The 11,874-nt window shown below is 55.6% G+C and carries 18 protein-coding genes and 1 pseudogene; 5 read left to right on the forward strand and 14 right to left on the reverse strand.

All coding sequences use genetic code 11. The features are described from left to right. Window positions 1–114 precede the first annotated feature (114 nt). Both ASC96_RS12280 and ASC96_RS31630 read left to right on the forward strand, forming a co-directional pair. Window positions 115–453: a hypothetical protein gene (locus tag ASC96_RS12280; RefSeq protein WP_156397453.1), complete on the forward strand. Its 339-nt coding sequence runs from the start codon at window positions 115–117 to the stop codon at window positions 451–453. A gap of 13 nt (window positions 454–466) precedes the next feature. Continuing rightward, on the forward strand, window positions 467–595 hold the full coding sequence (locus ASC96_RS31630) for a transcriptional regulator (RefSeq protein WP_244482004.1): 129 nt from the start codon (window positions 467–469) through the stop codon (window positions 593–595). A 135-nt stretch (window positions 596–730) separates the two neighbouring features. On the opposite strand, the gene ASC96_RS33765 is transcribed toward ASC96_RS31630, so the two are convergent. Further along, entirely contained in the window at window positions 731–919 is a 189-nt protein-coding gene (locus ASC96_RS33765) for a hypothetical protein (protein ID WP_082512037.1), read from the reverse strand. Window positions 920–1,189: 270 nt separating this feature from the next. Here ASC96_RS33765 and ASC96_RS12285 point away from each other — a divergent pair, with 270 nt between their 5' ends. Further along, the gene (locus ASC96_RS12285) at window positions 1,190–1,426 is read left to right on the forward strand and encodes a hypothetical protein (RefSeq protein ID WP_060503321.1); all 237 of its coding nucleotides are present in this window, start codon (window positions 1,190–1,192) and stop codon (window positions 1,424–1,426) included. Window positions 1,427–2,314: 888 nt separating this feature from the next. Here the strand turns inward: ASC96_RS12285 and ASC96_RS12295 are convergent. From ASC96_RS12295 to ASC96_RS12330, 10 genes and pseudogenes are all read right to left on the reverse strand, one after another. After that, the gene (locus ASC96_RS12295; protein ID WP_060503323.1) at window positions 2,315–2,557 is read right to left on the reverse strand and encodes a hypothetical protein; all 243 of its coding nucleotides are present in this window, start codon (window positions 2,555–2,557) and stop codon (window positions 2,315–2,317) included. Then, window positions 2,554–2,817 (reverse strand): hypothetical protein, encoded by a 264-nt coding sequence (locus ASC96_RS12300; RefSeq protein WP_060503324.1) that lies wholly within the window; start codon window positions 2,815–2,817, stop codon window positions 2,554–2,556. The genes ASC96_RS12295 and ASC96_RS12300 overlap by 4 nt, the downstream gene beginning before the upstream one ends. 62 nt (window positions 2,818–2,879) lie before the next feature. Further along, on the reverse strand, window positions 2,880–3,660 hold a 781-nt coding region (gene ligD / locus ASC96_RS12305), incomplete at its 5' end, for a non-homologous end-joining DNA ligase (protein ID WP_156397465.1). A gap of 29 nt (window positions 3,661–3,689) precedes the next feature. Then, window positions 3,690–4,064: pseudogene (locus ASC96_RS31645) on the reverse strand (ATP-dependent DNA ligase); the annotation flags it as partial. Window positions 4,065–4,833: 769 nt separating this feature from the next. Beyond that, window positions 4,834–5,013, reverse strand: coding sequence for a hypothetical protein (locus ASC96_RS32580; protein WP_156397454.1), 180 nt, complete (start codon window positions 5,011–5,013; stop codon window positions 4,834–4,836). Then, window positions 5,010–5,321 (reverse strand): hypothetical protein, encoded by a 312-nt coding sequence (locus ASC96_RS12320; protein WP_060503357.1) that lies wholly within the window; start codon window positions 5,319–5,321, stop codon window positions 5,010–5,012. Before ASC96_RS12320 ends, ASC96_RS32580 begins: the two co-directional genes overlap by 4 nt. A gap of 89 nt (window positions 5,322–5,410) precedes the next feature. Then, window positions 5,411–5,611, reverse strand: a complete 201-nt coding sequence (locus ASC96_RS32585) for a hypothetical protein (RefSeq protein WP_156397456.1) — start codon at window positions 5,609–5,611, stop codon at window positions 5,411–5,413. A gap of 340 nt (window positions 5,612–5,951) precedes the next feature. Continuing rightward, on the reverse strand, window positions 5,952–6,260 hold the full coding sequence (locus ASC96_RS12325; protein ID WP_060503327.1) for a hypothetical protein: 309 nt from the start codon (window positions 6,258–6,260) through the stop codon (window positions 5,952–5,954). A gap of 726 nt (window positions 6,261–6,986) precedes the next feature. Further along, window positions 6,987–7,163 (reverse strand): hypothetical protein, encoded by a 177-nt coding sequence (locus ASC96_RS33320; RefSeq protein ID WP_200956624.1) that lies wholly within the window; start codon window positions 7,161–7,163, stop codon window positions 6,987–6,989. A 321-nt stretch (window positions 7,164–7,484) separates the two neighbouring features. Beyond that, window positions 7,485–7,739, reverse strand: coding sequence for a DUF982 domain-containing protein (locus tag ASC96_RS12330; RefSeq protein ID WP_060503328.1), 255 nt, complete (start codon window positions 7,737–7,739; stop codon window positions 7,485–7,487). 411 nt (window positions 7,740–8,150) lie between these two features. Here ASC96_RS12330 and ASC96_RS33770 point away from each other — a divergent pair, with 411 nt between their 5' ends. Next, complete coding sequence (locus ASC96_RS33770) at window positions 8,151–8,354, forward strand: S-adenosylmethionine-binding domain-containing protein (RefSeq protein ID WP_244482006.1); 204 nt, start codon at window positions 8,151–8,153, stop codon at window positions 8,352–8,354. 2 nt (window positions 8,355–8,356) lie between these two features. Here ASC96_RS33770 and ASC96_RS12340 read toward each other — a convergent pair whose 3' ends face one another. Beyond that, entirely contained in the window at window positions 8,357–8,620 is a 264-nt protein-coding gene (locus tag ASC96_RS12340) for a DUF982 domain-containing protein (protein WP_060503329.1), read from the reverse strand. 89 nt (window positions 8,621–8,709) lie between these two features. Here ASC96_RS12340 and ASC96_RS12345 point away from each other — a divergent pair, with 89 nt between their 5' ends. Continuing rightward, a complete protein-coding gene (locus ASC96_RS12345) occupies window positions 8,710–8,979 on the forward strand; it encodes a hypothetical protein (protein ID WP_060503330.1) in 270 nt (89 codons plus the stop codon). Between the two features lie 465 nt (window positions 8,980–9,444). Here ASC96_RS12345 and ASC96_RS32590 read toward each other — a convergent pair whose 3' ends face one another. Further along, window positions 9,445–9,600, reverse strand: coding sequence for a hypothetical protein (locus tag ASC96_RS32590; RefSeq protein WP_156397458.1), 156 nt, complete (start codon window positions 9,598–9,600; stop codon window positions 9,445–9,447). Window positions 9,601–10,314: 714 nt separating this feature from the next. Next, window positions 10,315–11,757: an IS4 family transposase gene (locus ASC96_RS12360; protein WP_348270799.1), complete on the reverse strand. Its 1,443-nt coding sequence runs from the start codon at window positions 11,755–11,757 to the stop codon at window positions 10,315–10,317. Window positions 11,758–11,874 lie beyond the last annotated feature (117 nt).

The following is an 11,874-nucleotide window of genomic DNA, read 5'->3' on the forward strand; positions in this document are numbered from 1 at the left end:
CAGTCGCAGCGCGCAAAGAAGGCTGCAAAAGCAGGCAGGTGGCGCGGCGCAAATACCGAAGCGCGGTGGCGCAATCTGCTCGAAAACCATGCGAGGCCCATCAGGTCGAAAGCGTTGCAGGATATCACGACGACCGATGTCGTCGCATTGCTGAAGCCGCTTTGGGGCGAGCGGCAGGAAAGTGCCGAAAAGCTTAGGGAGGCCATCGAGCGCGTCCTGGATGCCGCGAAGGCAGAGGGCCATCGGCGAGGTGAAAACCCTGCTCGGCGGAAGGGCCACCTTGCCCTGTTGATGCACAAGCCCAACACCCTGACCACCGGAAGCCACCATGCCGCCATGCCGTATGGTGAAGTGCCGGCACTGATGTCGCGGCTTCAAAAAGAGAAGGGCGTCAATTTTCGCGCGCTGGAGCTCACAATACTCACGGCGGTTCGCAGTGGCGAGGCCAACTAGCATGTCGAGAACGATGGTCACTCGCTACCTCGCAGAAGGGCGGTTTCCGGTCATCGAAATGGGTGATCGACGGATCGCCTTTGTCCGCAGCGAGGTGACGGAAAGGGTTAGGGCGAAAATTGCATTAAGGGCTGTAGCGTGAAATAAGGCGATTTGTTGTCTCGCCCCTTGATGGAGCCGGACCCAATATCGTTAATATCTACAGCGGGCCTAAATTGGAGCCCGTTACTTTTTACTATCCGCAGCCAACATCAGCCCAGCATAAATCTGAAGGCAATCACCGGAACCGCGGAGGCCGTGGCGGTTCATTGTTTTTCACCTCGTGCTGCGGCGCGTGTTTGCCGAGCAGTCTAAGCAATTTGCGCTCCTCAGCGGGGCCGATACCGAATTTACGACATTGCTGCACGACGCATCGGTCGTTGGGTCCGGGGGTGCGAATCTGACGATTATCGGATGAATGAGACATGACGTTTTCCTCCATAAGGAGGAGAACCAATCGCCGGAAGAGTTGTTCCGGCTCGCGGCATAAAACCAAGCAGTAGCAAAAAAACAACCGGCATTTTTTCTCGCCGTTTCACTACTTACAGTAACCATCAACCCCACCAACACGATCATGAACCGGCCGCTGCGCCGGGAGCAGGATCTATGCCCATTATTGCCACCAAAGAAGGTATCAACGTGAACCCGGCCCATGTTGTGCAGTACGAAAAGCTCCGCAACGGCTAAGTCCAAGGCTGTGGCGAATCAGAAGGCCGCTGATGCTGCTGCAGAAGCCGCAACGGTGCGCACCGATCTTGCAGCTCACCATCTGCACGGTGCGGAAAACTACATCGCCAAGGCAGGTATGCGCGAATCCACCAAGTTGATCATGGAGGCGCTACAAGGCGTCAAGCAAGCCGTCGATCATGTGGCGCTGCGCGTTGACCGAGTGGTCGAGAACCAGATTGGCAAGCCGCGCCCGCGCTCAGTTTAGCGAATCATGATATCCTGCCAGTGGTGGCGGACTGAACAGCCCCTTGCCTTAATTGGCGAGGGTTTTTTTTGCTTTTTACCTCTCGGCACGGTATTTGCGTAGAGGCTAATATAAATATTGCAAATTGAGGATGTGTCATGGGTTCGGACATATCGTGCCAATTTCCGACGGTTTGGCTGCTTACTGATGTCGGAGAACAATACAAACCAGTGAATACTGTCCTTGGAGCTGCTGATATCCTGCTTCATGAATGGCCACTGACTGTAGGAAAAGCTTACTTGGGGGCACTCGAGACCTGCCTTAGCGCGCTGAAGGAAAATGAACCGGCAACGGTTGTCCCCGAAGCACTAATGCGAGCCGCAGATGAAGCTTTCATTTGTTACATTCACGTTATTGGCGGTGGAATGCGACCTCACTGACAGCAAAGAGCGGTGTCCCGGTCACAACACTTCTAAACTCGCCGGACTCCGGCCTGCAATGCTGGACGTTGCCTCACTCGGGGGCTGCACCCCTGGGAAATCAGTCCTATGAGGAAAATGCAACTTAGCGAAACCCTAATGGCAAATTCCGATCTGCCAAAAATACGGTTCGATGTGAGCTTTGTTCGGGGCTTGTGGGTAGCGACGGTCTACAACGGTGACAATACCGAAAATCGGTCGTTCCGTAATGAGGACGATGACTTTGACCACGCTGAGGCCCGAATTGACCAGATCCGTTCGGGCCATCAAGAAATCCGCATATCCTAAATCCATTAACTGCTAATATGAGAAGAAAACCCTCCCGCGTTTCCGCAGGAGGGTCTGGGGGCATATGCTTCAAGCCGCTTGGAGTGGCCGTCCAAGCTCATGCTAATATTCCCACCGCGAGGTTAACGAAACGTTAACGTAGTCAGTCGGCAACCTCGGTCTCGCCATCCACCTTTGCCCACGTCAGTGACCATTCGTCCATGCTACCGGCGGCATGGGTGTAGGTGCCGTGGTCGGAAATCTCTGGGTCCATCATGTCCCAATCCAGCGGCGCCCCGCCGGGAAGGTCCATGACGCGCAGGTATTCATGCAACTCGGCCAAATCGGTGACGCGCTTGATATCTTGCCGGCCAGGTTTTGCGATGGTCCATACATAGATCGTCATGATTTTTCCTCGCCACCGCGGCCGTGGATGAGGGCGCGACCTTCATTGCTCTCTTCCTGAGCGGCGTTAGGATGGGGATGATCAGCGTACATAATGCGAAGGTTTTTCAGAACTTCTTCCATAGCGCTGATAGTCTCGAACGTGCCCCAGCCGTGAGACGTTGCTCGATCAAGGATGTCTTGCAGCGATCCGTCAACTTCCTCCTGACAGAGAAGATGACGATCGTCGTGAGAGACGGGAACTTTCGGCGTGTCAATCATCTTTGTACCTCCTATCGCGAGGAACCTGACTGCTACCGAATTGTTCCCCCCGAGAGGAGGGATCAGTCAACCTCGAAAAAATTGGCTTCTTCGGCGTCATCGCGAAGCCCTTTGAAAGAGGCATGCCTTAGTTTTCCGTCACCCGTCCAAGCGCGAAACTCGACTTCAGCGACCAGTTTCGGGTGGGCATAGACGAGGTTCTTCCCTTTGATGGAAACGGGCGGCCGCTCGATCGGCATCTGGTCTAGCTGCTGTTTCAGCTTGCGGGCCTCGCTGTGTTTGAAGCCAGTTCCTACAGAACCGACGTAGACCAGCCTGCAACCTTTGCGGGCGGCCAATAGCAGGCTGGCAATGGCGCCGGGCATCGTGGTCGATGGCTCGTAACCCACTACAGCAAAACTCTCGCTCTGAACGCACTTTATTTTTAGCCAGTCACCGAGCCTGCCAGACCGATACGGGCGACGGCGATGCTTCGCAATGATGCCTTCGAGGCCATACTCGCACGCGGTCGCCAGAAGCATATCGCCATCGGCTCCGATCTCTTCCGAGAGCCGGATTGGTCCCTCCATCTCGGTTATGATGCTCTCAAGGATTGCCCGACGTTCTCCTTGTTCCATCCGGGTGAGATCATGGCCATCATAATAGAGAAGATCGAACGCATAGAAGATCGCCGCCCCGGCATTTCTCTTCCCACCCCGGCCGCCCAGCGCAGTCTGCAGCGCTCCGAAATCTGACCGGCCCTGGTCGTCAAGAACGACCGCTTCCCCATCCAAGATCATAGTGGCGCCGAGGTCTCTGGCGGCTTTCTCTAAGCCCGAGAAGCGCGTCGTCCAGTCGTGGCCGNGAAATTATTATACGGTTGAATAATTTCTGTAATCTGACCGGCCCTGGTCGTCAAGAACGACCGCTTCCCCATCCAAGATCATAGTGGCGCCGAGGTCTCTGGCGGCTTTCTCTAAGCCCGAGAAGCGCGTCGTCCAGTCGTGGCCGCCTCGGGTCAGTATCCTGACCTTTGTCGGCTCGACGTCGATTGCCAGCCGGTATCCATCCCATTCGATTTCGAATGCCCAGTCGTCGCCCTTTGGCGGTTTGCCAGCCAGTAACGCCAGAGAGGGCTCTATTCGATCTGGCATGGGGTCGAAGGGAAGGCGGGGCTGGTTGGCGTCTCGGGTTTTGCGCGCCCGACTCTTCAGCGGCAGATCGGGTTCGGTGCGAAGGTCTATGGATTTGGGAGGTCGCTTTGCCATCCCGATATTGCGCCACAATCAGATTAACGAGTACTTGTGGCGCTTTATTTCGCGTCAGTTGGAGACGGTGGCGGGGTGGAGGCCTCGTCCCCTGCGTTTCTGGCTAGGCGCATCTCCCTGAGACGCTGTGTTTTCCGGGCCTCCGCTTCGCGATGTTCCCGGATCGTGTCCTCAGCTATAGCCTTGGACTGGTCGAAATTTCCGTATGGAGAAGGGCCGCGCTTGCGTTTCGGTTTCAGCACTTCCATTTCATGCCTCCTACAAGTAGCCGGCCACCTTTTCTTTGGCCCGAGTGAGAGCAGTGATTAAATCTTCTGGCAGACAGGGCTTTGAAACCCAAACGGCTTCCGTAAAAACCGGATCCGCGTCCTCCTGACTTGAGCCAGAACAAACGACAAATGGAACGCCCTTGTTCCTCAAGATTGTCGCAACGTCGGAACACGGGCCATCTCGGAGACGGACATCCAGTAGGGCGATTGTAGGGGAATTAGACTTGAGCCATTCGAGCGCTGCGGAACACGAGGAAAACATCGTGATCTGCGTAAAACCAGCTTGCCTCACATGGAGGTCATGATCCAAAGCGATGAGAGGCTCATCTTCAAGAATAAGAATTGATCTGGTTGTTCTGGCGTCCATTAAGGTCTCCTTCCATGACCCTAGGCGTTTCAACAACCTTGAATTAAAAATCTGATCTCGTCCGGAAGCAATAAAGAATTTAATACGCCTCGATATTTTTGGGGGTGGGAGACGTCCGTGTTTTCGGGTCAGTTTAATTGCGCCCTGGCGTCGCTGCTGCCCAATAGTCGGCCGCCACGTGCTCGCTGCACCGCCACTCAATAACGCCGCGGCGATCCTTCCCGAACGATCCCCAGCGCTTGCAGCCCACGTGCCCGCACCAGTGTTCGAAATGCACCGGCGAGTTCGGGTAAATCAATCTCTCGTCGCTCATGATCCCCTGCCTTGCGGGTCACGCGGCGCCATCACCCGCAGACACAGATCCCATCGTTCCTCAACCTTCTGCGTGGCAAGTCGGGCTGTGGGAGCGCAGCCAGCGTTCGGCATCGGCAGGGTTCCGATATGGGTTTTCGGGAACCAAGCAGCCCAGTGCCATTTCCCCTTGGTCGGTCCGTGCATCTCTTTTCGGATACGGCCGATCATTAATTCACCGTCGATGCCGATCCAGTCGGTATCCCTTGGCGGGTCGTTCTCGTCTAGCTCGGTGCGGTGCCATTGGTATTTGGGCTGGTAGTCGGTCATTGTTTCTTGCGCATATCCTGTGGATAGGCGGTGCATAACTCGGTAATGTTTTCCTTATTGTTCTGCTTATGTTCCAGAGGTGGCCGGAGTCAAGAAGGCAAGCCGAGCATTCTTAAAAACGGACCAATGAACGCCGTCAGTGCGATGCCGACAGCGAGGAAAATCAGCGCAAGAAGAATGAACTCTGGGAAGCGCTTGGGCATCAAGCCAGAATAGAGCGACAATCCAGTTTGGCAACCAGATGGAAGCCAGCCGCAGCGCATAGCGAGCAGCCAGCTTCCATGTCGCATCCGCCTTTGCGACGGGAATAAATAGCATTTTCTGTCGATCTGATCAACTTTGAGGGGAACATTTGAGCCTGGATTTGATGGGCAACTTCCAACGCTAAGCGGGACGAGTGGCGTAGGTTTGTGTCGCCTGTCGAGCCGGCAAGAAAAAACCCCGCCGGGAAGGGCGGGGCAAAACTGCTTCTGGGATTGGCTCACAGCAGATGCAGGGAAGTGGCAGCCCAGAGAGTGGGAGGGCCGCCCGCCGCAACAATAAGTGAGTTCATCCAATAGGGAAGGCCGGATTCCGCGATTCCGGTACGGTTGCTACAATAAAACGCCATTCAAGGCGGGCTTTCGGTTATCACTCGCCCCTCAAAACCTCATCTTTGGCATCCAGCACCATCTTCAGCGTCTGTATAGTTTCGGCCGCATCGAGCAGTGCATCGCGGGCCTGGTCTTCCGGCAAACCCTTTGCCCTCGCAGATGACGTTTGCAAGTAGATCACCACGTCACGGCCGAGAGCGGATTGCTCCACCCCAGTCTGCTCGCGCATGTCACGGATTGTATCCACCGATCGATCGAGCAGGCAACTGACCTCGAAGGTCGGCAAGCGATCGAGTTCGTTGGCAGCTTTGATCAGTTCGGCGATGAAATCGGTGGTGTTGGACATGTGCGGATGATTTTCTTGCGGGGCTGGGTGAGGCAATTGCAAAGAAAAAGGCCGGGCGAGATTCGCACCGACCTTCCATCATCGCCACACAGCAAGTGCCAGTACATCCGTGGTCTAATGCCGCGGGCGAGTTCTGCAATGGGATATGGGACGTCCGGCGGCGGTTTCAAGGCCGTGTGAGGGAGGCGCCGCCCAGTTGGAAACCAGCCGCACAAGTAGCGCGACCAAACGCCGTGCCGCTTTCAGGTGATAGAATATTCATCCGGTTTTTATTGGAAAGTGCAAACGATCGCGCGCAACGGAATCTAACATTTCAGACGATCATCCGCAAATAACGATATCTCACAAATGACTTCGACGCTCTCACCGCAGACGTGGTAGGGCGTCCGCTGAATTTGAGCACCAAAGCATTTGGCAGCGGGGGGCTGTGTTGCGTTGGTTGCGGCTATCATAAACCTGCATCAAAGTTCAGTGAAAATTGCCCCGTGGGTCATCGCGATCGGCCCCGTTGCCAATTGTTGCTCGTCTTTCCAGCCGAGATGGAAGAGCTCCAATTAATTTCGACCGAAATGATCCGTTTTGCAGCCAGAAAGGCCAGAAACGCGGGTTTATGACGGATGTGGAGTCCCTTGAGTCGGCAGTTTCGTATCTCCGCCGGTAGCCCGCGCCCTCGACGCTGCCAACTCCCAACACCTCGTCGAATATCGGGTGGCTGCAGAGTGATGGCTAGCTCAGATCGGTCAAAACGTCACGGATGCTCGGCTCGTCCGGCTCCGGCCCTGGCTTGTCGTCGGGAACACGATCCGGATTGGTATCGCCCGGCGCAGGATCCGGAACATCGATTGGCGGAACGGGCGGGGTCGGGCCGGGCAGGTCTGGGCCGGGATTTACCGGAAGGGTCATGGTCAATTCTCCTTGGTTGATGTTGTTTAACCTGTGTCCGGCCAATAGGTTCCTACGGAGAGGGCAGCAATGTCGAACCTACGGAGATGATCGGCTGACTCGACCGCCGTATCGCCAGCGCAAGCCTATGGCTTGAGGATCATGGCAGGGAGCAAAGAGGCCTCGTCCTGAAAACGAGATTGCCACGAAGGAATACGACATCGCTCGGCTCGAGGAAATCCGTGCGGCATATGTGAAAGCGCTCGAACGCAGATCGGCGGCGGCATGAAGCGGGGATCTGGTCGTAGTTTCAAAGGAATGCTGGGAGCCGTTGCCCGGCAATCACGATCCGACTTGAATGTTCAGCCCGGCCTCGTGGGCGGCGGCGATAAAAGCTGCACGCGCGTAATCAGGGGGCTGTTTTCTCAACATCACGTCACGACAGGCTTCCTTAGCAGCAAAAAGGGCTTGGCCCCCACTTACTGGCCACTGGAAAAGAAGAATTTCGGTGGCTTTTCTGGTGTCGCTAACAAAGCGCTGCGGGCCTCGAAAGCTGAGTTGGATCACAACACCGTCGCTCCACTTGAATTCTTCCATTTCCGAAGACCTTTCGCCCCGAAAGCGCTGAGGCAAGAACGCTACAAACGAAACGCTAAGAAAGAATTTGGAGCAGCGACATGAGGCTCTTCCAAGATACATGGCCGTTCAGTGACCTAGAGCCCCACAGCTTCGACTTCATCATGGCGGATTTGAGAGGAAGTCTGCTCAAGCGCATTACAAGACCATGCCGAACGACGAGATCAATGCGATGCCGATCCTTGACCTCGCTGCGCCAGATACGTTGCTCTGACTGTGGGCAGTCAACCTTATCCTGCCGCAAGCGATCGAGACAATGACCTCGTAGGGGTTCGCCTTCAAGACCGCCGGCCATGGCTGAAGACGACCAAGCACGGAAAGGTCTAATTTTGGCACCGGTTACATCTTGCGCGTTCCGACGAGCCTTTCCTCATTGGAACGCGCGGTAGTCCTCGCACGGCCCAAAACGCCCGTTCCGGCTTCACCGGCCTGATCCGATCGCACTCCGAGAAGCCTGAAGGAGCCTACAGCGTCGCTGAGAAGCTCATGCCCAACGCGACGAGGCTGGAACTCTTCAGCCGGACGAACCGCTCAACGTGGGGCGATGAAGCAGGCAAGTTTGGAGAGGCAGTATGAGCCTAGTTCGCTCTCAACTCTTGATCCATCGTCGCGGCGATGAAGGCTTGTCTCGCCTGTTCCGGCGGTATCTTCCGCTCCAATGCCAGACGACAGCACCGGGCGGCATTCGCGCAGATGTTGCTATTCGGGCTGACCATGTGCAGGCTCAAGATTTCGAAACCCTGGAGGGGGCCGCATATCGTCCTCTCACCGCCACCGCGCAGTTTCACGATCACGGGTTGCCATTGGATCTCGGTTGGATTGCAGATTTCGTTCGGGTGCATCTTACTTCTCCCAGAATCTCTCCGCGCGAGAAACCGGCATCAGAACCTTTTGTTCCGGGGAGTGAAGTGAGCCACGAAATGGTGGTCCGATGAGTGGCGTCGTCTGGTCAAAATTCTTCTGGCAGGATTGGGAAATCGCCCTTGCCGTACGCCTCTGCTCCCTTTCGGCACAGGGGCTTTGGATGCGGATGCTCTGCATCGCGTCAGCGCACGACCCGATCGGCTACGTCGCGGTAGCAGGCAAGGGCCTTGATGAAACCTCACTCGCTCGACTGACCGGGCGCCAGGAATCCGAGATCGCTTTCCTTCTCACTAGCCTCGCACTCGAACAGAGGCGCGGAAGGATCAATTATCTTTAGCCCCCACAAGGGCTTTCAGCGAATGGTTTGCCGTTTATGACGCCGTAGCAGGCCTCGACACCATCCACGTCCATTATTTCCATCCAGTCGCCACTTCGGTTGCTGGCCTTCTTGTTCTACACTCTTTTGGGAGTGAAGCCGCGGATGGTTCCCTTTTCGACATTAGGATCTCCAGTCGCTCTGGACAAAATCATCGAAATTTCGGCCAGACGCCCCCGGACTTCCTCCGATAGCCTGGCAAGTCTTTGAACGTCATCGATGCTTATCTCTGCCATGTTGTCACTCCGGGCTGGTGGGGTATACATCCCATAGTTTTGGTTAGGCAGCATTAGTCTATTCGAATGTACGAATGTCGGCTAGGGCTTTTGCCGGCAATAAAAGCACGACAATCAGTCGGGGTAGAGCTTCCGGTAGGCAACCGTTTGGGAAACTGATGTAAAGCGAAGCCGATGAAATCGGGGCAGGCTAGTACCCGGAACGACCGCCACCGCTGTTGCCGCCGCCATGCTCGTTGCCACTGTAGGAAGGGCGATTATCGTAGTTTGGCCCAGTCTGACACGCCGAAATCGTCAAAGTCGCAAGCGCAATAGCGATCGCTGTCACCGTATATTTGAGCTTCATGATTTTCTCCTTTAATGGAGCGCAGGGCCAGCCAGTCCGGCGTGGACGCCAGTGATTGTCTTCCTGATGTCAATCAAAGGCAAGCAACGAGGGCGACAGACAGTCGATCGCACTCACTGAAATCTGGCGCCGCGCCTCTGGCAACTTTAATTGATCATTTACCTTTCGACGCCGTCTTCTGAAACTATCGAGAGCCTCTACCGTTTCCCCTCTTCACATTTGGGGGACGCATGGAAATCGATCGAATTGAATGGCTCCGGGAAGCTCGTCAGCCNAAACTATCGAGAGCCTCTACCGTTTCCCCTCTTCACATTTGGGGGACGCATGGAAATCGATCGAATTGAATGGCTCCGGGAAGCTCGTCAGCCACATAGTTACCGGCGCATGTACGGTCTCGTCATGATGATACTCGCTAACTCATCCGTTACCGCCGCAGAAAAGCGGATGGCCCAGTACATAAGCCGATTGCTCAATGTAATGGAGTTGGCGGTTGCCAGTGCGCCGGCCCTATTTAGGGCTCGAATCGGTTTTGCGCATTTAACGGAAATGGTCGTGGAAGCCGCGTGCAGTAACGCTTCCGGTGAGAGGGCGGTAAGCCCACGGTGAAGCTTGCAATTACCCACATTTGAGTGTCGCTGCCATTTCGGTTCCGAGGCGAATGTCGGTCAGCCGGCTGAGGCCGCGCCAGACGACCGTATTTCCCGGNGCTTGCAATTACCCACATTTGAGTGTCGCTGCCATTTCGGTTCCGAGGCGAATGTCGGTCAGCCGGCTGAGGCCGCGCCAGACGACCGTATTTCCCGGAGGCGGATCTGATGTTCTTGCAAGGTAACCACCCAAGCGAGCGAGTTTGATGAGATAGAAGTTTAGCGATCCCAGCGTAGCCTGCCGGTTGCCTGCGTTGCTGACCATTTGATCGAGGATTTCAATTTCCTGTTCGGTGAGAGCCGCGGTTGGTGGTGTTTCGGGCGCAGTGCGCGCGAGCATCGTCAACCAGAGCACTCTCCAGCTCATGATGCAGAACACGGCGACGAGGTTTACCAGTCGGTCGGCCGTTCGTAATCTTGCGTCTTCAGCCCGGCAACCGGACTTGAGGATCTTATGGAAGACCTCAATCTTCCAGCGCATCGCGTACCATTTGATTTTTTCGACTGCCTCCTCGCAGCTATTCACCTCAAGATCGGTCAGTAGCTTCCACTCGATACGCTTGCGGCCGGCCGGAGGGTTGGGCTCCACCGCGTGGACGACGGTAAGGTCCAAAGCAGGATATCGCTTCTTCTTGCCGATGGGCGGCAGCACCCGGATCCGTTTGAATCGGATATCCAGGTGGACTTTGGTGACCTCATCGGTATCGGCGCGAACTTCGATGAGATGCCGGCCGACAGTTTCAACATCGCGCATTTCAGCCGATATCGTGTGATCCCCGTTGCCAGCCAGCCGGTCGACGACGGTGCGTACGACGAAGTGTGTGCCAAGCTCCTTGGTCAGGCAGTAGAGTTCGTAGATATCACTTTCACGATCGCCTACATGAATGCATCGGTCTGGCTGACCGAGAAGCCCGACGGATTGGCGCAGATTTTCGAGCCAACGGATGCTTTCCTTGGTTTCGATCGGAACACGTGTCGGATTGATCTTGCGTTTGAGCTGAGCCGTACCCTTGAACTTGTCGCGGCTCCAGAACTTGACGGCGGCCAACCCTAAGGGCAGCCCATCCAAGGTCACCGCAAGGCTCGAATGCATCAATATCCCGCAGACCGTATGGTGGCGCAACCGCTCCTGTTTGTCACGGCCACTGTTGACGCTCTTCGTAAAGCCAACTGCATGCGAATTTCGGCGCTGATAGGTAAACTCGGTCGTGTCCTGCAGCACCAAGATCGGACCTTTGGAAGCATCGTAGCGTTGAGCGGTCGCGGCGAAATGGCCGTTGAGGATATCGCCTTCCTCAACATTCGGGTTGGAGAAAAACCGATAAGCGGCTTTTGTGTTGGCCCAGTCCTGGCAGGCGAAAGGAATGGAGCCGCCCATATGCTCTCCAAGCTGTCGTAAAAGTTCTGTGCAGCGTCGGCCAAGGCGAGCATCCTTGAAAGACCCCGCGTCTATTTCCTGCTTGCTCCAATGGCTGTCATTATCAGCCATCACATCGTCTCGAACCGACATAAAGCACCGCCTTAAAAGAATCAGGTGCTCGACACAGAATCACAAGTGATTCTTTCGATTCAAGATTTCAGCGAAAGCTTTTTGTAAACGAGTCAGCTACTTATGGGTAATTGCAAG

It is taken from the genome of Rhizobium sp. Root1204, from assembly GCF_001424965.1.
Taxonomy (GTDB): Bacteria; Pseudomonadota; Alphaproteobacteria; order Rhizobiales; family Rhizobiaceae; genus Pararhizobium.